Genomic DNA, 20,364 nt, shown 5'->3' with positions numbered 1-20,364 from the left:
TTCATTGTTTTAACCGCGAGTTTTACCTCCGGCAATATTTGTAGTGACACCTGTTATATAGCTAGAACGGTCTGAAATATAGAACGCTACAAGATCAGCTACTTCCCGTAGTTTCCCACTCCGTCCCAATGGAGTCGTTGAAGTTGAAGCATAACCAGCTCGAATATCTTCTACCGTCTTTCCACGAGTATAAGCAAGAGCTTCCTCATAAGAAAGAGTTCGAAGTCCCGTAGCTTCCATAATTCCTGGAGCAATTCCAACCACACGTACACCATGTTTACCAAGCTCTTTCGCCCATGAACGAGTGTAACTATAGACTGCCGCTTTCGTTGCAGCATAGGCACTTTGTCCTTCAGAACCTTCCAAGCCTGCTTCTGAAGCCATGTTCACAATTACACCTTTTCCGTTTTGAACCAGAATCCGGCCTACTGCCTGACTAACCAAATACAGACCTTTTTGGTTAATCATTGTTACTTTTTCAAACGTTTCATCGTCTAACTCGTAAGGACCTTTAGGATTTTCTGCATCAATTAATAATCTAGGAACATTAATCCCTGCATTATTGACTACCGCATCAATATTGCCAAATCTTTCAACTATTTTGGCAACACCCTCTTCTACTTCAGAGCGAGAAGTTACATCAACTTTTACAAATAATAGATTCGGGTGACGTAAATCGTTGTCGCTAAGATCAAAATTCGCTACATTGACTCCTAATTCCAACAATTCTTCGACGATTGCCTTACCAATCCCAGATGACGCACCCGTCACAAGAACTGTTTTGCCTTTAATGTCTAACCAATCATTCATTTTGATACCTCTCAAATTTTATTTACAAGGCAATTATACAGCGCTTTCATAAAAGAATTAAGACACTCTTTTTTACACTGTTCAAAAAAATAATAAACTAATTAAGAGGCTTGTACTAAAAAATCCACAAGAAATGAACCTGTGGATCTTTTTATATCCTGAATGAACTCAAAGCATATGAGAATCAAAGGCGTGCATTCAACTCAGCACCCAGCTCTTCAAAGCCTGGTTTCCCAAGAAGAGCAAACATGTTTTTCTTATAAGCCTCAACTCCAGGCTGATCAAATGGATTGATACCATTCAGGTAGCCAGAAAGAGCAATAGCTAACTCAAAGAAGTAAATAGTATAGCCCAAAGTGAACTCATCTTGCTCAGGCAGGGTCACAAACATATTTGGCACTCCGCCGTCTGTGTGAGCTAACAGCACTCCATCTGTTGCTTTCTTATTGACAAAGTCAACATCTTTTCCTTGCAGATAGCCAAGGCCATCCAAGTCTTCTGCTAATTCAGGAATCAACACATTTTTGCGAGGCTTATCTACACGAATAACTGTTTCAAAGAGGATACGAGTTCCTTCTTGAATAAATTGCCCCAAAGAGTGCAGGTCTGTTGAGAAGTTGGCTGAAGTTGGGTAGATACCTTTTTGGTCTTTACCTTCTGACTCACCAGCCAGTTGCTTCCACCATTCTGAGAAGTATTGCAAAGATGGTTCGTAGTTAGCTAGAACTTCTGTCAGATAACCTTTACGGTACAAGATATTGCGTACAACTGCATATTGATATGCTTCATTTTCAGCCAACTTATCAGAAGCATAAGCCTTGCGAGCAGCATTTGCTCCTTCCATCAACTTGCTGATATCAGCCCCTGCAGCTGCGATTGGCAAGAGTCCCACTGCTGTCAATACTGTAAAACGACCACCAACACTATCAGGCACTACAAAAGTATCCCAGCCATTAGCATCTGCTTCAACCTTAACTGCACCTTTAGCGCGGTCTGTAGTTGCATAAATCCGTTTATTTGCTTCTTCCTGACCATACTTCTTAACCAAGAGTTCTTTGAAGACACGGAAAGCAATAGCAGGCTCTGTAGTTGTTCCTGACTTAGAAATAACGTTGACAGAGAAATCTTTGTCTGATACATAATCTACCAAATCAGCCAAATAGCTTGAAGAGATAGAATTACCAGCATAGAGGATTTGAGGTGCCTTACGTTCTTCCTTGCTTTGTAGATTTACAAAAGAATTATTCAAGAAATCAATCGCTGCACGTGCCCCTAAATAAGATCCTCCAATACCGATGACGATTAACACTTCACTATCAGATTGGATTTTAGCAGCCGCCTTTTGAATACGAGCAAATTCATCTTTATCATATTCTTCAGGCAAATTCAACCAGCCTGTCATTTCTGCTCCAGGACCTGTTCCATTTCGTAGAGCATTATCTGCTGCAGTCACTTGAGGCTGCATATAATCTAATTCATGTGGTGCTACAAACTTATCCAGTACCTTTGAATAGTCAAATTTAATATGTGTCATGTTTATCCTCCAATTGTTCTTTTCTTTTATGATAACGCTTTAAGAAAAAATAAGCAAGTACTTTTACTATTTTAAAACGTTTACATTTTTTATTCTATACTATTTTTCTAAATAAGCTAACCCTAGGACATAACTGATAGCAATCGTTTGCGCAAGTCAACAAATCTTAGGCCTATTGAGAAGAACAGTTTTGATTGACAAGAAAACCAATATGCTTCTTAAGATTGGATGTCAGCTGAATTCATTTCAGGTCCGTTCAAACTAGATTCACTGCTCCAATATTCATCTGCGCCTTTTAGGCTTGATTCATCAAGGGCAATAGAAAAGAGCACACAGTTCAAATCGCTTAGGGCTGCTGGATTCCTCCCCTGACCCGCTTCACGCAGAACTGTTGCTCCATTAATTAGTATAACACAAACTTTCTTTTTTGGCTAATTTTCTTTACTTTTTCCTGCGATTTCTGAAAAAGTTCTGCATAATCGCCGCACATTCTTCTTCTAAAAGGCCGCTTTCAACCTCTACGCGATGATTCAACCGCTCATCCGTCAGAATATCGTAGAGACTACCCCCAGCACCGAATTTCTGGTTTTTCGCCCCATAGATCACCTTGGGAATGCGAGCCAGACCGATAGCTCCGCTACACATGACGCAGGGCTCAATCGTGACAAAAAGCGTCGTATCTAGCAAGCGCCAGCTATTTTCCCGCTGATTGGCCTCCTCGAGCGCCATGATTTCCGCATGCATGACCGCCCGCTGCAGCTCCTCACGCGCATTATGCCCGCGTCCGATAATCTGGCCATCCTTGACCAAGACACAACCAATCGGTATTTCATCATTGGCGAGGGCAATTTCTGCCTCCTTCAGCGCCTCCCTCATAAACATTTCTTTTTCCTCTATCGTGTAGTCCATCTCTTCCCTCTTCCTTTTAGTTTCTTTGTTCATTATACCATAGGCAGCTTAGGACTCACCAAAAAAAGCCGCTGATTGGGCGACTCTTATGGGAGATTATTATGAAAAAGTTTAGGAGGTTTAAACAAAGTTAGGAGGTCTTTGTTTATGCTTCTAGTATAGCTGGCCTATCTTAAATAAAGCTTAAGCTTTTTGAATATTGATGATTTTAGCAATATCGCTAACTTCTTGGGCAATATAAGTGGCTCCGGCTTCTTCCAATTCTTCCCTGCTACCAAAGCCATAAAGGACGCCGATAGAATCAAGCTTTTGCGCTTGAGCGCCAAGCACATCATGCTCCCTGTCTCCAATCATGATGGTATGCGCCAAATCTGTAATCTGATTTTGCTCTAAGGCATACTGGATAACATCGCTTTTTTTACTACGTTTTCTATCCATGGTCGCACCAGCTACAAAGTCAAAATAATCATACAAACCAAAATGCTTGAGAATTTGAATGGAAAATTCTTCAGGTTTTGACGTAGCTACAATTAACTGTTTGCTAGCCTGCTTGAGAGAAGCCAGCAAGTCAGGGATGCCTGGATAGACCTCATTTTCATAAAGGCCTTTTTCGGAAAAGTACTCATGATAGTAGTCAATGGCCTTTAAACATTCTTCCTTAGAAAATCCATAAAAGCGCTCAAAAGACTCCTGCAAGGGCGGACCGATAAAAACTCTCAATGCTTTCTTGTCTGGTACTTGAATCCCATATTTTCCTAAGGCGTAGGCCACCGAGTTGGTAATCCCTAGTTCTGAATTGGTCAAGGTGCCGTCTAGGTCAAATAAAATCGTTTGATACATTTTTTCCTCTTTCTGCTTTCAAAAAGAGAGTGGGACAGAAATCGGTAATTCGTTAGAATTCGATTTCGTCGTCTCACCTCCGCACAGTTGAGTAGGGCTGTAAAAGTTGATGAAATCAGCGTAGTATAGCCCACTAAACCACTGCGTCTTGCTCGACATTCCAAAGACAATTGAGAGGCTAGGACTTTTGTCCCAGCCTCTGTCTTCATTTGCTTATAAACTAGACCAAACACTTTCCAAGATATTGGTTTGCTCGCGACCTGGTCCGACTGAGAAGGTCGAAATGCGGACTCCAACCAGTTCGCTGACACGGCGAACATAATTGCGGGCATTTTCTGGTAGGTCTTCTAGGCTACGAACACCAGTGATGTCTTCTGACCAACCTGGCAATTCTTCATAGATTGGCTTGCAACGCTTGAGCTGCTCCAGACTAGCTGGATAATGATCGATTCGCTCCCCATCCAAGTCATAGGCCACGCAGATTTTGACTGTATCCAGACCACTCAAAACGTCAATGGAATTGAGGGAAAGATTGGTAATGCCTGATACGCGGCGGCTGTGACGCATCACAACGGAGTCAAACCAGCCCACCCGACGTGGACGGCCAGTCGTTGTACCGTATTCATGACCCACTTCGCGAATGCGTTCGCCCACTTCATCAAAAAGCTCTGTTGGGAACGGTCCATCACCGACACGGCTCGTATAAGCCTTGCAGACACCAACTACCTTGTCAATCTTGCTTGGACCAACACCTGAACCAATCGTCACCCCACCGGCAACTGGGTTAGATGAAGTTACAAATGGATAGGTACCTTGGTCAATATCTAGCATGACGCCTTGTGCCCCTTCAAAGAGGACACGCTTGCCTTGATCCAGAGCGTCATTGAGGATGACAGATGTGTCAGTCACATACTGCTTGATTTGCTGACCGTATTCATAATATTCTTCAAAAATATCGTCAACGCTCATCGCTTGGCTATCGTACAATTTCTCAAAGAGGCGGTTTTTCTCAGCAAGATTCCGCTCCAAGCGCTCTCTGAAAATGTCTTTATCCAAGAGATCAGCGATACGGATACCAACACGCGCAGCCTTGTCCATGTAGGCAGGGCCAATTCCCTTGATCGTGGTACCAATCTTATTGTCGCCTTTAGCTTCCTCTTGCAGGCGATCCAGCTCGATATGGTAAGGCAGGATGACATGGGCACGGTCTGAAATACGCAAATTATCTGTGGTAACACCTTCTTGGTGCAGATAAGCCAACTCCTTGACCAGAGATTTAGGATTGACCACCATCCCATTTCCAATCACTGAGATCTTTTCTGGGAAGAAAATTCCTGACGGAATCAAATGCAATTTATATTTTTTCCCGTCAATCACAATCGTATGTCCAGCATTATCACCGCCTTGGTAGCGGGCAATCACTTCAGCATTGGCCGAAAGGAAATCCGTAATTTTCCCTTTTCCTTCATCTCCCCATTGGGTCCCTACAACAACAACTGATGTCATAATTTCGTCTGAGCTGCGAGAGCTCTTCCTTTCTTAATCTACAAGGCAGGAGTTTCACCTGCAAACGTATCTTACACTTTATTATAAGAAAATTTTGAATTTTTTTCAAGATTAGGTGTCTTTTAAATTTGGATTTTCACTTTTGAAAACGAATGATTCTTTTTAAAATTATCTATTTTCCCGAAATATATCCAATAAATGGAAATAAAAGTTCGGAAATTCATCAAAAACGTAGTGAATAGTTGTTTTCTGGCCTTTTTTATAATAGACTGAAAGTACTATACTAAGGACGGAAAAACATGATGACTATTGATCGTTTACTTGAAAAGCTAGACCCTGCAAGCCCGATCTTACAGGCGACTTTTGGACTGGAGAGAGAATCCCTGCGCGTGACAGAGGCAGGTACACTGGCTTCAACTCCCCATCCCAGTTCTCTGGGTTCTCGGAGTTTTCATCCCTATATCCAGACGGATTTTAGCGAGCAACAGCTCGAATTAATTACGCCCATCGCCTCTTCAACCCAGGAGGCCCGTCGCCTACTGGGTGCCATCACCGATGTAGCTGGACGCTCCATTCCCCAAGATGAACTCATGTGGCCCTTGTCCATGCCTCCCCAACTCCGAGAAGACGAGATTGGGATTGCCCACCTCGAAAATGCCTACGAACTCCATTATCGTCAAGGTTTAGCAGAAAAATACGGCAAACGGCTCCAGACCATTTCCGGCATTCATTACAATATCGAGTTAGGAAAAGATTTGATGACGGCTCTCTTTGAGGCTAGCGACTTTTCTTCCTTCAAGGATTTTAAAAATGCTCTCTATCTCAAATTAGCTCGCAATTTCCTCCGTTTCCGCTGGTTCTTGACCTATCTTTATGGTGCGGCTCCACTGGCAGAAGCTGGCTTTTACGATGAGCCGGTTGAGGCTCCTGTCCGCTCACTCCGCAATAGCCATCACGGCTACGTCAATGACGAGCATATCCATGTATCATTTCGCTCGCTGGAAAGCTATGTCTCAGACATCGAGGCCTATGTCGAGTCTGGCGACCTAAGTGCGGAAAAGGAATTCTACTCGCCCGTGCGCTTTCGCGGTCAAAAACGAAATCGAGATTATCTGGAACAAGGCATTACTTACTTGGAACTGCGCTGTTTCGACCTCAATCCTTTCGACGTTTTGAGCATCAGTCAGGAAACCTTGGACACGGTCCATCTCTTTCTTTTGGCTCTATTGTGGCTGGATGATGTGACAGATAGCGATACACAGCTACAAGCGGCTCATGCTCTCAACGATGCCGTTGCTCTGGCTCACCCCTTGACGCCTCTACCTGCAGAGGCCGACAGCTCTGCTATTCTCCAAGCTATGGAAAATGTGATCCAACATTTCAATCTCCCTGAGGCCTACCGTCAATTGCTAGCGCAAGTCAGAGCTACGCTGACTGAGCCCAAACTGACTCTGGCAGGGCAATTATTGCCTCATATTGAGAAGAACTCCCTCTCAGCATTTGGACTGGCAAAAGCACGGGAATATCGAGATTACGCCTGGACTGCGCCCTACGCTCTCAAGGGCTATGAAAAGATGGAACTTTCCACTCAAATACTCATGTTTGACGCTCTCCAGAAAGGCCTCCATCTCGAAATCCTAGATGAAAATGACCAATTTCTCAAGCTTTGGCATGGTCAGCATGTGGAGTATGTCAAGAACGGCAATATGACCTCTAAGGATAACTATGTCATTCCTCTGGCTATGGCCAATAAAACAGTCACCAAAAAGATTTTGGCAGCAGCTGACTTTCCCGTTCCAGCTGGGGCAGAATTTTCTTCTCTTGAAGAGGGTCTGGCCTATTATCCTTTGATTAAAGATCGAAAAATTGTTGTCAAACCCAAGTCAACCAACTTCGGACTAGGCATCTCTATTTTCCAAGAACCAGCTAGTCTGGAAGCCTATCGCAAGGCTCTAGAGATTGCTTTTTCAGAAGATGCTGCAGTCTTGGTGGAAGAATTCATCGCTGGAACGGAGTACCGCTTCTTTGTCTTAGATGGTCAATGTGAGGCGGTTCTCTTGCGCGTGGCGGCCAATGTCGTCGGAGACGGTCAACACACCGTGAGAGAATTGGTTGCCATCAAAAATGATAATCCGCTGCGGGGTCGAGATCATCGTTCACCGCTTGAAATCATTGAACTGGGCGACATTGAACTCCTTATGCTGGACCAGCAAGGCTATGGACCAGATGATATCCTGCCTGCTGGAGTCAAGGTTGACTTGCGGCGCAATTCCAACATTTCTACTGGCGGAGACTCGATTGACGTCACAGGCAGTATGCACCCATCTTATAAAGAACTAGCTGCGGACATGGCACGAGCTATGGGAGCTTGGGCTTGTGGCGTTGACCTAATCATCCCTGACAGCTCTGCTATTTCCACAAAGGAAAATCCCAACTGCACCTGCATCGAGCTCAACTTTAATCCCTCTATGTATATGCACACCTATTGCGCTGAAGGACCGGGGCAAAGTATCACTCCTAAAATACTGGCCAAACTTTTCCCAGAAATGGACTGATAACATACGAATCGCAGGGAATTCCTTGCGATTTTTGCTTGCCCACTTGTGATAAAAAAGAACTCTTACGCTTGCTTTCAGTAAAGGAAGCAAAGCTCTTTCTTGATGAGGCAAATATTCTCATCAAATCTAAAAGTGCGATTGAATATATCAATCTTTCTCCTTCAAAAACTAGCTTTTATGTTAAAATAGAGATATCATATTGAGAAGAAAGAGAAAGGTTTATGTCGAGAAGAAAGAATTATTCTAACCAGCAGCCAGAATGGTTTAGCTGGATTTGGATACTTGCAATTATATTTGGTTCTGGAGTGGTAGCCAGCTATCTGATCCCCATTGCTATTTTGGGAGGTATTGGCTACGGAATCTATCGCTACCAAAAGCAGAAAAGAGTTCGTATTGAAGCTAAACAAGCCAGCATTGGCCGTATTGAAGATTTAAAGGCAGAGATTGGTCAGGCGGACCGCCGTATTAAAGAATTAGAAAGCTACCAAGAATACGGCAAGAAGGAAGACTACCAAGATTTGGCCCTGCAAATTCTTCCCCAACTCACCTATATCAAAAACGTTGCTAAGGAATTGCGAGATGAAATTCCTGCCTCTGTCTACCAGCGCATTCAGACTAAAATTACTACTGTAACCGAGGAAATTGATAAACAACTGCAAAAGATTGAACGAGAGAAAAGGCAAAAGGAAGCGCAGCCAAAGAAAACTAGTCTAGAAGAGCTAGCCCCAGAATTGGTCGCTACGGTTCGCAATATTCAGATTGACCACGAGGCCATTCTTCAAAAAATCTCTCAATCCGAAAGCAATAACAAGGAAGAGCTGACTGCCATTCATCAGTCCCAGATGGAGCACTACGAAGATATTTTACAAGGCTACCTCAAAATCAAAGCCTCTCCCAAAGATTTTTATAATGCCGAGGAGCGGCTAGCCAAAGCCAAAGCAGCTATCGAGCAGTTTGACTTGGACCTAGACGAAGCGCTGCGCCAATTAAATGAAGCTGATTTGAGGGACTTTGACATTAGCCTGCGCATCTTAGACAAAGGAAAGCAAACAGACACCGGCTTTTAAGCTAGATAAACCAAAGGAGAAACTATGAGCCAAGAATTTAATTTTGATATTGATAAAATTGCCAATAATGCTATCAGCAAAAGCGACAAAACAACAGAAATCATCGAAGCCAACACGACTCAAGAAAATGGTCAGCTAACTTTTCTGGAAAAGCTGACTCCTGAGCAACAGAGTGCGATTACGGCTAAAGCTCCGCAGCTGGTGGATAACTTCGTATCAGACCAAAATGCCTTGCTGGACTTTGGCCAATCTGCTGTAGAAGAGGTCAACGGTACTGTCAATCGTATCTTAGCCGAGCAGAAAAAATTACAAATTCCCCAGGTAGATGAGCTTTTAAAAAATACCAACAAGGAACTCAATGGCTTTGTTGCAAAATACAAGGACGCTCAAGTTGCGGAACTGGACAAGAAGCCTAATTTCCTGGAAAAACTCTTCAAACAAAGTCGAAACACCCTTCAAGAATTCTATTTCGACTCACAAAATATTGAGCAGAAAATGGACGGCATGGCTGCAACCGTCGTCAAGCAAGAAGACGTTCTGGCTCGCAATATTGTTTCTGCTGAAATGCTGATTGAGGACAATACCAAATCGATTGAAAACCTAGTCGGAGTTATTTCCTTTATTGAAGCGTCTCAGCAAGAAGCTGGCAATCGGGCGCTCAAACTGCAGGCTGAAGTCGCTCATCTAGATACGACAACTCTTGACTACCAAGTCAAATCGCAAGAATTAGCCCGAATGACAGAGGTGGTCAACACCCTAGAGCAGCAACACACTGAATATGTCAGCCGTCTCTATGTGGCTTGGGCGACAACGCCTCAAATGCGTAACCTAGTCAAGGTTTCCTCTGATATGCGCCAAAAACTTGGAATGCTCCGCCGCAATACCATTCCAACGATGAAGCTGTCTATTGCCCAGTTAGGCATTCTCCAGCAATCTATGAAGTCTGGTCAGGTAGCTGACGCTATCTCTAATGCCAATAACGCTGCCCTGCAAATGCTCGCCGAAACGAGCAAGGAAGTCATTCCTCAGCTGGAACGGATTTCCCAAAGCCCTACTATCGCTGTTGAGTCTGTCACTAAGCTGGCAGAAAGCCTCGTCGCACAAAACCAAGGCATTATCGAAGCCATTGATAAAGGACGGGAAAAACGTGCTCTGCTAGAAGCGGCGGTCATCCAATCTGCAGAGACCATCAACAACTCTGTCAAACTGCGTGATCAAAAGATTATCCAAGCCTTGCTGGACCAAGGCAAGGAAGCCCAGAAAGAATTAACTTCAGAATAAGCAAAAGAGCCATCCAGGCTCTTTCAAATCGTGGAGGCTGGGACAAAAGTCCTAGCCTCTCAATTGTCTTTGGATTGTCGAGCAAGACGCAGTGGTTGAGTGGGCTCTATTACGCTGATTTCATCAGCTTTTACAGCCCTACTCAACTGTGCGGAGGTGGGACGACGAAATCGAATTCTAACCAATTACCGATTTCTGTCCCACTCTCTTTTTGTATTTTTGGTCAAGAAGACAAAAATGCACTCAACTCTTTATGAAGAATTAAGTGCATTTTTTGGAAAAGTATATTTCTTTACAGACTTTTGACTGCCGCAATGGCTGCATCATAATCTGGCTCGGTGTTGATGTTGTCAACATATTCAGCGTAGGTCACAGTGTTATTTTCGTCCAAGACAAGAACTGCACGGGCCAACAGATGCCATTCATTGATGAGGACAGCATAGTCGCGACCGAAAGAATGGTCGAAGTAGTCAGATAGCATGACGGCATTTTCGATGCCTTCAGCAGCACACCATTTGCCTTGAGCAAAAGGTAAGTCAACTGAAACCGTGATCACAACGGTATTGTCCAAGTCAGAGAGTTCTTGGTTGAAACGACGGGTCTGAGTTGAACAAACGCCAGTATCGATAGACGGCACGATGCTGAGGACTTTCTTTTTACCAGCAAAATCAGCCAAAGTTTTCTTTGAAAGGTCAGTAGCTGTTAGGCTAAAATCGTGGGCTGTGTCGCCGACTTGCAGTTGTTGGCCCGTAAAGGTTACGGGATTTCCGAGAAAAGTTGTCATAGGAAGTCTCCATTCATGTTTGATAGCTCCATTGTACTGCGAATAGCGATTTTTTTCGAATAATTTGACTGAAAATTTAAGAGCGACTCCATGTGAAGCTTGTCCTACAGAAATAAAGAGGTTAGGATTTTATCTTCCTAACCTCTTATTATTATTTAGACAGACCTTCTGCAATCTTTTCTAAGTTGTATTTCATCATGCTGTAGTAGCTATCACCCTCTTCGCCTTTATCAGCGATTGAGTCAGTAAAGATTTTAGCGTAGATTGGGATGTTGGTGTCTTTAGAAACAGTCTTCATCGGACGGTCGTCTACACTTGATTCCACAAAGAGAGATGGCACTTTCGTCTTGCGTAGTTTTTCAACCAAAGTTTTAATTTGGTCTGGAGTCCCTTCTTCTTCAGTGTTGATTTCCCAAATATAGGCAGATGGCACATTGTAGGCCTTAGAGAAGTATTTGAAGCAACCTTCGCTGGTTACAATCATTTTCTTTTCTTCAGGAATGTTGTTGAATTTCTCTTTGGCTTCCTTGTCCAAAGCGCTTAGTTTTTCCACATAAGCTTTAAGATTTTTCTCGTAAGTTTCTTTGTTAGCTGGGTCTTTTTCGCTCAAACGCTTAGCAATGTTTTGAGCATAGATGATCCCATTTTCCAAGTTGAGCCAAGCATGTGGGTCTTCTTTCCCTTTTTCACTTTGGCCTTCCAAGTAAATGACATCAACACCTTCGCTGACAGCATAATAGTCCTTGTTTTCTTTCTTCTTAGCATTTTCTACTAATTTTGTGAACCAAGCATTGCCGCCGGTTTCAAGGTTGATCCCATTGTAGAAGATGAGATCCGCTTGAGAAGTCTTTTTGACATCTTCAGGTAGCGGCTCGTATTCGTGCGGGTCTTGGCCGACAGGTACGATACTGTGCAAATTGATCTTATCGCCAGCGATATTCTTTGTAATATCCGCAATAATCGAGTTGGTCGCAACAACATTCAATTTTGAAGAACCAGTCTCGGTACTGCTTTTTTGACTAGAGCAGGCTGCTAGGCCGACAAAAGCCAGCAAAAGCAGAACTAAGAAACGACATTTTTTCATTGGAAATCCTCCATAAATATATTATTTTACTTTTCTTTTTAAATACCGCTGTTTTGGTGCGATAAAAAATGAAACCAAAAAGATCAGGGCAGAGGTTAGAACGATACTAGAACCTGCTGCAACATTAAAACTATAACCGATGAAGAGACCTAAAACAGATGCACCAGCCCCCAAGACAGATGACAATAAAATCATGGTCTTGAGACTCTTGGCATAGAGATAGGCTGTCGCAGCTGGTGTAATCAGCATGGCCACAATCAGAATCGTTCCGACACTTTGCATGGCTGTGACAGATACCAGAGTCAATAGAATCATCAGCAAATAGTGGTAAAAATTCACCTTCATTCCCATAGCTTGGGCTAAGAGCGGGTCAAAGGACGTCAGCAAAAGTTGCTTGAAGAAAATACTAATGACCAGCAGCACTAAAATACCCACGCCAATACTAATCCACATATCAAGGTCTTGTACCGCCAAGATATTCCCAAAGAGAATATGGAAGAGGTCGGTCGAACTCTTGGCAACGCTAATCAAAATGATCCCCAGAGCCAAGAAGGAAGAAAAAGTAATCCCGATAGCCGTGTCACTTTTGATAATAGAATTGCCCTTGATGTAAGTGATAATGATGGAAGCTAGTAAGCCAAAGGTGATGGCACCGATGAAGAAATTAATCCCCAAAATATAAGACAGAGCCACACCGGGCAGCACCGCGTGAGAGATGGCATCCCCCATGAGTGACATGCCTCGCAGAATGATAAAACATCCAACGGCACCGGCCACCACTCCAATCACAATGGCTGTAATCAAAGCATTTTGCAGGAAATGAAAGTCATGTAAGCCTTGAATAAATTCCTGAATCATCCTAGGCACCTCCATTCATAAAGAGCTGAGAGCCGTAGGTCTTCTGCATATTTTCTTTGGTGAAGGTACTCTCGGTTGATCCGAAAGCGACGACTTTTTTGTTAAGTAGCAAGACCTGATCAAAATAAGCGACCACCTTGCTCAAGTCATGGTGGACAATCAAAATCGTCTTCCCGGCTTTTCTTAGCTTACGGAGTGTTTTCATAATAATCTCTTCGCTGACCGAGTCAATCCCAACAAAAGGCTCATCTAGGAAAATATAGTCCGCCTCCTGAACCAAGCAACGGGCGATTAAGACCCTCTGAAATTGCCCACCAGACAACTGGCTAATCTGCCGCTCAGCAAAATCTTCTAAACCAACGATTTTCAAAGCCTGGGCAACCTTTTCCCAGTCAGACGCTTTGAGGCGTTGAAAGAGCTTGATCTTAGGATACAAACCCAGAGACACACACTCCTTGACCTTGATAGGAAAATTATAATCAATGTGAATTTTCTGCTCTACATAAGCAATCTTGCTTAATTCTTGCTTCATGGGTTTTCTGTCTAGAAAGGTCTGCCCCTCACTATCAACAATTCCTAACATACCCTTTATGAGAGTTGACTTTCCAGCCCCGTTTGGTCCGATAATCCCTGTGATAGTTGGTCCTTTTATTGTTAAAGAAGTTGGTTCTAAGGCCAGCTGTCCTTGATAACTGACACTTAAATTTTTCATTTCAATCATTGTTATACCTCTTTTGTTTTAATATACATTAAAATGAAAATTAAGTCAAGTTAATTTTTAAAAAATCCTTACAATCAATATAAGAAATATTTGAAAAAAGGAGCTAATTTTGATAAGGTTATATCAAAAGCAGGAAAGCGAGAAAAACATGACACGTTTACAAGATGATTTTTATGACGCCATTAATGGCGAATGGGCCAAAACGGCCGTTATCCCAGATGATAAGCCTGTCACCGGCGGCTTCACAGATTTGTCAGATGAGATTGAAAAGCTGATGCTCTCCACTACTGATCAATGGCTGCGGGGTGAGGAAGTTCCTGATGATGGTATTTTGCAAAATTTTATCAAGTACCACCGTTTAGCAGCTGACTATGACAAGCGGGAAGCACTCGGTATCAAGCCTGTTTTGCCTTTGATTGCAGAATATCAAGCACTCAACTCCTTTGCAGAATTTACCACAAAGATTGCCGAGTTTGAACTGGCTGGTAAGTCCAATTTCTTTCCTTTTGGTGTAGCGCCTGACTTTATGGACGCCCGTATCAATGTCCTCTGGGCAGATGCGCCAGGTACTATTCTCCCAGACACAACCTACTATGCCGATGAGCATCCTCAAAAGGATAAGCTCTTGAAAAAATGGCGCGAAGCTTCCGAAGCTTTGCTGCAAAAATTCGAATTTTCAGCAGAAGAAATCCAAGATTTGCTGGATAAAGTTTTAGAACTGGATGCTCGAATTGCCGAAGTCGTACTATCACGGGAGGAAAGTTCAGAATATGCCAAGCTTTACCACCCTTACAAGTGGGAAGATTTCAAAGCCTTAGCACCGAATCTACCTTTAGATGCGATCTTCACCCGACTCATCGGGCAAATTCCTGACCAGATTATCGTACCAGAGGAGCGTTTCTGGCAAGCTGCCGACCAATTCTACTGCGAAGAGACTTGGCCCCTGCTCAAGGCCGTGCTTATCTTTAATGCTATCGCGTCAGCTGAAGCCTACTTGACTGACGAAATCCGTGTCCTAGCAGGCGCTTATCGCCGTGCCCTATCTGGAACACCTCAGGCGCAAGACAAGAAAAAAGCTGCCTTTTACCTAGCTCAAGCGCCTTTCAATCAAGCCATCGGGCTCTGGTATGCTGGACAAAAATTCTCCCCTGAAGCCAAGGCCGATGTGGAGCACAAAGTAGCCAACATGATCCAAGTCTACAAGGAGCGCCTCGCAAGCAATGACTGGCTAACACCAGAAACTCGGGACAAGGCTATTGTCAAACTCAATGTCATCAAGCCTTATATCGGCTACCCAGAGGAGCTGCCTGAGCGCTATGCAGACAAGCTTGTGGATGAAAATCTCAGCCTCTTCGAAAATGCCCAAAAACTGCGACAAGTGGAAATCAAGTATGGTTGGAGCAAGTGGAACCAGCCTGTAGACTACAAGGAATGGGGCATGCCAGCCCATATGGTCAATGCCTACTACAATCCTCAGAAAAATCTGATTGTCTTTCCAGCGGCTATCTTGCAGGCACCATTCTATGACCTGCACCAGTCTTCTTCAGCCAATTATGGCGGTATCGGAGCGGTCATCGCCCATGAAATCTCTCATGCCTTTGATACCAACGGCGCTTCCTTTGATGAAAACGGCAGCCTCAACAACTGGTGGACGGAGCATGACTACCAAGCCTTTACTGAGCGGACTCAGAAAGTCATTGACCAGTTCGAAGGTCTAGATTCCTACGGTGCCAAGGTCAATGGCAAGCTGACTGTTTCAGAAAACGTAGCGGACTTGGGCGGTATTGCAGCAGCTCTTGAAGCAGCCAAGAAAGAAGACGATTTCTCTGCGGAGGAATTCTTCACCAACTTTGCCCGCATCTGGCGGATGAAGGGACGCGAAGAGTACATGAAGCTTCTAGCCAGCGTCGATGTCCATGCGCCCGCTAAACTTCGGACCAATGTCCAGCTACCTAACTTTGACGACTTCTTTACGACCTTTGATGTCCAAGAAGGAGACGGCATGTGGCGCAGTCCAGAAGAACGGGTAGTGATTTGGTAAGCGACTTTAATAATATTTAATCAATCAAAAAACCTGCTCAGAAAGGGCATCAGAGCCTTCCTGAGCAGGTTTTTATAGTTCTTTGATTTCTTTCATATAGCCGGCCGTGATGATACCAGCGGGCAGAGCCACAATGGCGATTCCTAAAAAGGAAGAAATCATGGTAATAATTTTTCCAGTCGTTGAAACTGCATAAATATCACCATAACCAACCGTCGTCAGGGAGATGGTTGCCCAGTGGAGGGCGTCAAAAAAATTAGGAAATGTGCTGGGCTCGACATTAAAAATGATAAGGGCAGAGATAAAGATATAGCCAAGAGCCAAAAGACCCACGATCATCAAACTGTCCTTCTGCTTTTTTAGGACATTGGTCAGTATTTGGATATTTTTAGAATAGCGAATAAACTTAAAGACCCGCAAGATCCGAAGCATGCGCAAAATCTTAAAGAGCCGCAAACTATTATTTAACAAAAAGAGAGAAGGCAAAATGCAGAGCAAATCAGCCAGAGCCAGAAAGGTAAAAGGATAGAGGAAAAAAGAAAGCTTCCCCTTTTCCAATTTATAATCGGCAGTAACGAGCCTAAGCACATAGTCAACAATAAAAATAATCGTTGACACAAAATCCAACCACATGAAGATTCCTGTGTGACTCTTGGTGGTCAAGGGGATCAGGCTGATAATAATAGTCAGGAACATAAGCACATCATAGGCTTTTTCAATCGCATTTTCCTTTTGATGGGGCTCAATAATCTGAAATAAAGTCTTCCTTGTCATCCTCAACCTCACTTTTTTAAACTTGCTTTCATTCTATCTTTTTTAAAAATAAGTCAAGGTCAATCCGCAAAGATTTTCTTCATTCTCCTTCGCCGGTTGCTTTCAAAATCCCTTGAAAATGGTATAATAGATAGAAACGTGTTTAGAACACAGAAAAGATCGTTGGAGAGTAAATGATTATGGCAACTTACAATCACAAAGAAATCGAGCCCAAGTGGCAGAAATACTGGGCTGAGCACCATACATTCAAGACAGGTACGGACAAGGAGAAGCCTAACTTTTATGCGCTGGATATGTTTCCTTATCCATCAGGAGCTGGTCTGCACGTAGGACACCCAGAAGGCTACACAGCGACGGATATCCTCAGTCGTTACAAGCGCGCGCAAGGCTACAATGTCCTTCACCCAATGGGTTGGGACGCTTTTGGACTGCCAGCTGAGCAGTACGCTATGGATACAGGAAATGACCCAGCTGACTTTACAGCAGAAAACATTGCCAACTTCAAACGCCAAATCAATGCGCTTGGTTTTTCTTACGACTGGGATCGTGAGGTCAACACAACTGACCCTAACTACTACAAGTGGACCCAGTGGATTTTCACCAAGCTTTATGAAAAAGGCCTGGCTTATGAAGCTGAAGTCCCAGTAAACTGGGTTGAAGAGCTAGGAACGGCTATCGCCAATGAGGAAGTTCTGCCAGATGGCACATCTGAGCGCGGTGGCTATCCAGTCGTCCGCAAGCCTATGCGCCAGTGGATGCTGAAAATCACAGCCTATGCAGAGCGTTTGCTCAATGACTTGGAGGAACTGGATTGGCCAGAGTCTATCAAGGACATGCAGCGCAACTGGATCGGTAAATCAACCGGTGCTAATGTAACCTTCAAGATTAAGGACACAGACAAGGACTTCACCGTCTTTACCACTCGTCCGGATACTCTTTTTGGTGCGACCTATGCTGTTTTGGCTCCAGAGCATGCTCTCGTTGATGCTATTACAAGTGCAGAACAAGCTCAAGCAGTAGCAGACTACAAACATTCAGCCAGCCTCAAATCAGACCTAGCTCGGACTGACTTGGCTAAGGAGAAGACTGGTGTCTGGACAGGAGCTTATGCCATCAATCCTGTCAACGGCAAGGAAATCCCAATCTGGATTGCCGACTATGTGCTTGCAAGCTACGGAACAGGGGCTATCATGGCTGTTCCTGCACACGACGAGCGCGACTGGGAGTTTGCTAAGCAGTTTGATTTAGAGATTATTCCGGTTCTAGAGGGTGGCAATGTTGCTGAAGCTGCTTACACAGAAGACGGTCCGCATATTAACTCTGGCTTCCTAGATGGCTTGGACAAGGCTGCCGCGATTGACAAGATGGTTGCTTGGCTGGAAGCAGAAGGTGTCGGAAATGAAAAAGTCACCTATCGTCTGCGCGACTGGCTCTTTAGCCGTCAGCGCTACTGGGGTGAGCCGATTCCAATCATTCATTGGGAAGATGGCACCTCAACAGCTGTCCCTGAAAATGAACTACCACTTGTCCTGCCTGTAACCAAGGATATCCGCCCTTCTGGTACTGGTGAAAGTCCTCTGGCCAATCTCATCGACTGGCTGGAAGTGACTCGGGAAGATGGTGTCAAAGGACGCCGCGAGACCAATACCATGCCTCAATGGGCTGGTTCTAGCTGGTATTACCTGCGTTACATTGACCCGCACAATAATGAGAAATTAGCGGACGAAGAGCTACTCAAGGCTTGGCTGCCAGTTGATATTTACATCGGCGGCGCGGAGCATGCCGTGCTCCACCTCCTCTACGCTCGCTTCTGGCATAAATTCCTTTATGACCTCGGTGTCGTTCCAACAAAAGAGCCTTTCCAAAAACTCTTTAACCAAGGAATGATCTTGGGAACAAGCTACCGTGACCACCGTGGAGCTCTTGTAGCGACAGACAAGGTCGAAAAACGTGATGGTTCTTTCTTCAACATCGAAACGGGAGAAGAACTAGAGCAGGCGCCTGCTAAGATGTCTAAGTCTCTGAAGAATGTGGTCAACCCAGACGATGTAGTAGAGCAATACGGTGCCGATACACTACGTGTCTATGAAATGTTCATGGGGCCGTTGGATGCATCCATCGCTTGGAGCGAAGAAGGTCTGGAAGGAAGTCGTAAGTTCCTCGACCGTGTTTACCGTTTGATTACAAGTAAAGAAATCGTTGCGGATAACAATGGTGCTCTTGACAAGATATACAACGAAACAGTCAAGGCTGTCACAGAGCAGATTGAGGAGCTCAAGTTTAACACAGCCATTGCCCAGCTCATGATCTTTGTCAATGCAGCCAACAAGGAAGAGAAGCTCTATGTCGAATATGCCAAAGGCTTTATCCAATTGCTAGCGCCTTTTGCACCGCACTTGGCTGAAGAACTCTGGCAAGTAGTCGCTCAAACTGGCGAGAGCATTTCCTATGTAGCTTGGCCAACTTATGATGAAAGTAAACTGGTCGAGGCAGAGGTCGAAATCGTAGTTCAAATCAAGGGTAAAGTTCGTGCTAAGCTAGTCGTAGCGAAGGACTTGAGCCGTGAGGAACTGCAAGAAATCGCTCTTGCAGATGAGAAAATTAAATCTGAAATTGCCGGCAAAGAAGTCGTGAAAGTCATTAGTGTGCCAAATAAACTGGTTAATATTGTGGTGAAATAATCAGTTGGCTACAACATTATCGTGATTACAAAGAAAGGAGTCGTTTAAAACGGCTCCTTTTTTGATAAGAATTTTCCCTTAAATCGTCGGACTTTTCTCATTTTCCGACTTTCACTTGCTATCCTCATTCTTTTTATTTATAATCATTATAAATAAAAAGAAAAGAGAAGAGAAAAGTTTTAGAATGGAAGAACATAAGATTGACAAAAATTTTAGTGGACGCCTGAATATTTTGCGGGCTGGAGTTTTGGGGGCCAACGACGGTATTATTTCTATCGCAGGGGTGGTCATCGGGGTGGCCAGTGCGACGGAAGATGTTTGGATTATCTTTCTATCTGGTCTGGCTGCTGTCTTTGCTGGAGCCTTTTCTATGGCAGGTGGGGAGTACGTATCCGTCTCCACTCAGAAGGACACTGAGGAGGCTGCAGTAGCTAGAGAGCGAGAACTCTTGGAAAAGAAGCCCGATATTGCCAGACAGTCCCTCTACGCCTCCTACGTCCAAAATGGTGAGTGCGAGACTTCTGCCCAACTCTTGACCAATCGCGCCTTCTTGCAGAATCCGCTCAAGGCCTTGGTCGAGGAAAAGTACGGCATTGAGGTCGAAGAGTTCACTAATCCTTGGCATGCAGCTATATCCAGCTTTCTAGCCTTTGCCATAGGTGCAATCTTCCCTATGCTGACCATCGTTCTGCTTCCGGCTGCCTATAGGATTCCAGCGACCGTCCTTGTTGTAGCTCTTTCCCTCTTGGGAACCGGCTATACTAGTGCAAAATTGGGACAGGCACCCATTAAAAATGCCATGATCCGTAACCTCACTATCGGACTTTTGACCATGGCTGTCACCTATCTCCTAGGCCAATTCTTCTCAATTTAAAAGAAGAACTATTCAGGCCAGCATAATAAAAAAGATTGAAAA

The 20,364-nt window shown here is 44.2% G+C and carries 16 protein-coding genes and 1 other RNA gene; 6 read left to right on the top strand and 11 right to left on the bottom strand.

Annotated elements, in window-relative coordinates:
* Positions 1-9 precede the first annotated feature (9 nt).
* The 6 genes from PAN94_RS01025 to PAN94_RS01000 form a co-directional block, all read right to left on the bottom strand.
* A complete protein-coding gene (locus tag PAN94_RS01025; RefSeq protein ID WP_048766056.1) occupies positions 10-810 on the bottom strand; it encodes an SDR family oxidoreductase in 801 nt (266 codons plus the stop codon).
* Positions 811-994: 184 nt separating this feature from the next.
* Positions 995-2,344, bottom strand: coding sequence for a glucose-6-phosphate isomerase (locus PAN94_RS01020; RefSeq protein WP_002917809.1), 1,350 nt, complete (start codon positions 2,342-2,344; stop codon positions 995-997).
* Between the two features lie 310 nt (positions 2,345-2,654).
* Positions 2,655-2,753, bottom strand: an RNA gene (ffs, locus tag PAN94_RS01015) — signal recognition particle sRNA small type.
* A 32-nt stretch (positions 2,754-2,785) separates the two neighbouring features.
* Positions 2,786-3,253, bottom strand: coding sequence for a tRNA adenosine(34) deaminase TadA (tadA, locus tag PAN94_RS01010; RefSeq protein WP_185761365.1), 468 nt, complete (start codon positions 3,251-3,253; stop codon positions 2,786-2,788).
* A gap of 183 nt (positions 3,254-3,436) precedes the next feature.
* Positions 3,437-4,093 carry an HAD family hydrolase gene (locus tag PAN94_RS01005; protein WP_048766050.1) on the bottom strand — a complete coding sequence of 219 codons (657 nt, stop codon included), beginning with the start codon at positions 4,091-4,093 and terminating at the stop codon, positions 3,437-3,439.
* Positions 4,094-4,306: 213 nt separating this feature from the next.
* Positions 4,307-5,599 carry an adenylosuccinate synthase gene (locus tag PAN94_RS01000; RefSeq protein ID WP_048792129.1) on the bottom strand — a complete coding sequence of 431 codons (1,293 nt, stop codon included), beginning with the start codon at positions 5,597-5,599 and terminating at the stop codon, positions 4,307-4,309.
* A 302-nt stretch (positions 5,600-5,901) separates the two neighbouring features.
* Here PAN94_RS01000 and gshAB point away from each other — a divergent pair, with 302 nt between their 5' ends.
* From gshAB to PAN94_RS00985, 3 genes are all read left to right on the top strand, one after another.
* Positions 5,902-8,154 carry a bifunctional glutamate--cysteine ligase GshA/glutathione synthetase GshB gene (gshAB, locus tag PAN94_RS00995; protein ID WP_285874500.1) on the top strand — a complete coding sequence of 751 codons (2,253 nt, stop codon included), beginning with the start codon at positions 5,902-5,904 and terminating at the stop codon, positions 8,152-8,154.
* Between the two features lie 224 nt (positions 8,155-8,378).
* The gene (locus tag PAN94_RS00990; protein ID WP_223368179.1) at positions 8,379-9,224 is read left to right on the top strand and encodes a hypothetical protein; all 846 of its coding nucleotides are present in this window, start codon (positions 8,379-8,381) and stop codon (positions 9,222-9,224) included.
* Between the two features lie 24 nt (positions 9,225-9,248).
* Entirely contained in the window at positions 9,249-10,505 is a 1,257-nt protein-coding gene (locus tag PAN94_RS00985) for a toxic anion resistance protein (RefSeq protein ID WP_285874289.1), read from the top strand.
* Positions 10,506-10,797: 292 nt separating this feature from the next.
* On the opposite strand, the gene tpx is transcribed toward PAN94_RS00985, so the two are convergent.
* The 4 genes from tpx to PAN94_RS00965 all read right to left on the bottom strand — a co-directional run bounded on the left by tpx (position 10,798) and on the right by PAN94_RS00965 (position 13,952).
* Positions 10,798-11,289 carry a thiol peroxidase gene (tpx, locus tag PAN94_RS00980; protein ID WP_048766040.1) on the bottom strand — a complete coding sequence of 164 codons (492 nt, stop codon included), beginning with the start codon at positions 11,287-11,289 and terminating at the stop codon, positions 10,798-10,800.
* 151 nt (positions 11,290-11,440) lie between these two features.
* Positions 11,441-12,373 carry a metal ABC transporter substrate-binding lipoprotein/adhesin ScbA gene (gene scbA / locus PAN94_RS00975; RefSeq protein ID WP_125372645.1) on the bottom strand — a complete coding sequence of 311 codons (933 nt, stop codon included), beginning with the start codon at positions 12,371-12,373 and terminating at the stop codon, positions 11,441-11,443.
* A 21-nt stretch (positions 12,374-12,394) separates the two neighbouring features.
* Positions 12,395-13,231 carry a metal ABC transporter permease gene (locus tag PAN94_RS00970; RefSeq protein ID WP_285874285.1) on the bottom strand — a complete coding sequence of 279 codons (837 nt, stop codon included), beginning with the start codon at positions 13,229-13,231 and terminating at the stop codon, positions 12,395-12,397.
* Between the two features lies 1 nt (position 13,232).
* The gene (locus tag PAN94_RS00965; protein WP_285874283.1) at positions 13,233-13,952 is read right to left on the bottom strand and encodes a metal ABC transporter ATP-binding protein; all 720 of its coding nucleotides are present in this window, start codon (positions 13,950-13,952) and stop codon (positions 13,233-13,235) included.
* 148 nt (positions 13,953-14,100) lie between these two features.
* On the opposite strand from PAN94_RS00965, the gene PAN94_RS00960 reads away from it, so the two are divergent.
* Positions 14,101-15,993, top strand: a complete 1,893-nt coding sequence (locus PAN94_RS00960; RefSeq protein WP_285874281.1) for a M13 family metallopeptidase — start codon at positions 14,101-14,103, stop codon at positions 15,991-15,993.
* Between the two features lie 72 nt (positions 15,994-16,065).
* Here PAN94_RS00960 and PAN94_RS00955 read toward each other — a convergent pair whose 3' ends face one another.
* On the bottom strand, positions 16,066-16,767 hold the full coding sequence (locus PAN94_RS00955; RefSeq protein ID WP_285874280.1) for an ion transporter: 702 nt from the start codon (positions 16,765-16,767) through the stop codon (positions 16,066-16,068).
* A gap of 179 nt (positions 16,768-16,946) precedes the next feature.
* Here PAN94_RS00955 and leuS point away from each other — a divergent pair, with 179 nt between their 5' ends.
* The gene (leuS, locus tag PAN94_RS00950; RefSeq protein ID WP_285874499.1) at positions 16,947-19,448 is read left to right on the top strand and encodes a leucine--tRNA ligase; all 2,502 of its coding nucleotides are present in this window, start codon (positions 16,947-16,949) and stop codon (positions 19,446-19,448) included.
* 184 nt (positions 19,449-19,632) lie between these two features.
* A complete protein-coding gene (locus tag PAN94_RS00945; RefSeq protein WP_285874278.1) occupies positions 19,633-20,322 on the top strand; it encodes a VIT1/CCC1 transporter family protein in 690 nt (229 codons plus the stop codon).
* Positions 20,323-20,364 lie beyond the last annotated feature (42 nt).

It is taken from the genome of Streptococcus sp. SC1, from assembly GCF_030272855.1.
Lineage (GTDB): Bacteria > Bacillota > Bacilli > Lactobacillales > Streptococcaceae > Streptococcus.
The sequence above is the reverse complement of the archived record's forward strand: the minus strand, read 5'-3'. Positions and strand labels throughout refer to the sequence as shown.

Coding starts and splice junctions, on each gene's coding strand:
- PAN94_RS00970 (WP_285874285.1), bottom strand. CDS start 13,231: ATGATTCAGGAATTTATTCAAGGCTTACATGACTTTCATTTCCTGCAA.
- PAN94_RS01025 (WP_048766056.1), bottom strand. CDS start 810: ATGAATGATTGGTTAGACATTAAAGGCAAAACAGTTCTTGTGACGGGT.
- scbA (WP_125372645.1), bottom strand. CDS start 12,373: ATGAAAAAATGTCGTTTCTTAGTTCTGCTTTTGCTGGCTTTTGTCGGC.
- leuS (WP_285874499.1), top strand. CDS start 16,947: ATGGCAACTTACAATCACAAAGAAATCGAGCCCAAGTGGCAGAAATAC.
- PAN94_RS01000 (WP_048792129.1), bottom strand. CDS start 5,599: ATGACATCAGTTGTTGTTGTAGGGACCCAATGGGGAGATGAAGGAAAA.
- PAN94_RS00945 (WP_285874278.1), top strand. CDS start 19,633: ATGGAAGAACATAAGATTGACAAAAATTTTAGTGGACGCCTGAATATT.
- tadA (WP_185761365.1), bottom strand. CDS start 3,253: ATGGACTACACGATAGAGGAAAAAGAAATGTTTATGAGGGAGGCGCTG.
- gshAB (WP_285874500.1), top strand. CDS start 5,902: ATGACTATTGATCGTTTACTTGAAAAGCTAGACCCTGCAAGCCCGATC.
- PAN94_RS00985 (WP_285874289.1), top strand. CDS start 9,249: ATGAGCCAAGAATTTAATTTTGATATTGATAAAATTGCCAATAATGCT.
- PAN94_RS01020 (WP_002917809.1), bottom strand. CDS start 2,344: ATGACACATATTAAATTTGACTATTCAAAGGTACTGGATAAGTTTGTA.
- PAN94_RS00955 (WP_285874280.1), bottom strand. CDS start 16,767: ATGACAAGGAAGACTTTATTTCAGATTATTGAGCCCCATCAAAAGGAA.
- PAN94_RS00990 (WP_223368179.1), top strand. CDS start 8,379: ATGTCGAGAAGAAAGAATTATTCTAACCAGCAGCCAGAATGGTTTAGC.
- PAN94_RS00965 (WP_285874283.1), bottom strand. CDS start 13,952: ATGATTGAAATGAAAAATTTAAGTGTCAGTTATCAAGGACAGCTGGCC.
- tpx (WP_048766040.1), bottom strand. CDS start 11,289: ATGACAACTTTTCTCGGAAATCCCGTAACCTTTACGGGCCAACAACTG.
- PAN94_RS01005 (WP_048766050.1), bottom strand. CDS start 4,093: ATGTATCAAACGATTTTATTTGACCTAGACGGCACCTTGACCAATTCA.
- PAN94_RS00960 (WP_285874281.1), top strand. CDS start 14,101: ATGACACGTTTACAAGATGATTTTTATGACGCCATTAATGGCGAATGG.